Source organism: Micromonospora parva, from assembly GCF_000718515.1.
Lineage (GTDB): Bacteria > Actinomycetota > Actinomycetes > Mycobacteriales > Micromonosporaceae > Micromonospora > Micromonospora parva.
The window spans coordinates 1-217 of sequence record NZ_JNZS01000082.1; the positions used below are offsets into that span (position 1 = coordinate 1).

The 217-nt window shown below is 62.2% G+C and carries 1 pseudogene; it reads left to right on the forward strand.

Features of this window, described 5'->3' with window-relative positions:
• A pseudogene (locus tag IF22_RS0132690) lies at positions 1 to 217 on the forward strand (C39 family peptidase); the annotation flags it as partial.

The following is a 217-nucleotide window of genomic DNA, read 5'->3' on the forward strand; positions in this document are numbered from 1 at the left end:
CCTGTCCGTGCAGGGCAAGGACATCAGCGTCGACGCCATGGCCAAGGAAATGGGCACCACCGAAGCCGGCACCAACTCCATCAACGACATCACCCCCGTCCTGAACAAGGAGACCGGCAAGAACGACGCCTACCACAGTGTCGAGATCTCCAGCCCGGACGCGGATGACAAGCAGACCGACAAGCTGCGCGCCGACGTTGTGAAGACCGTCGACGAC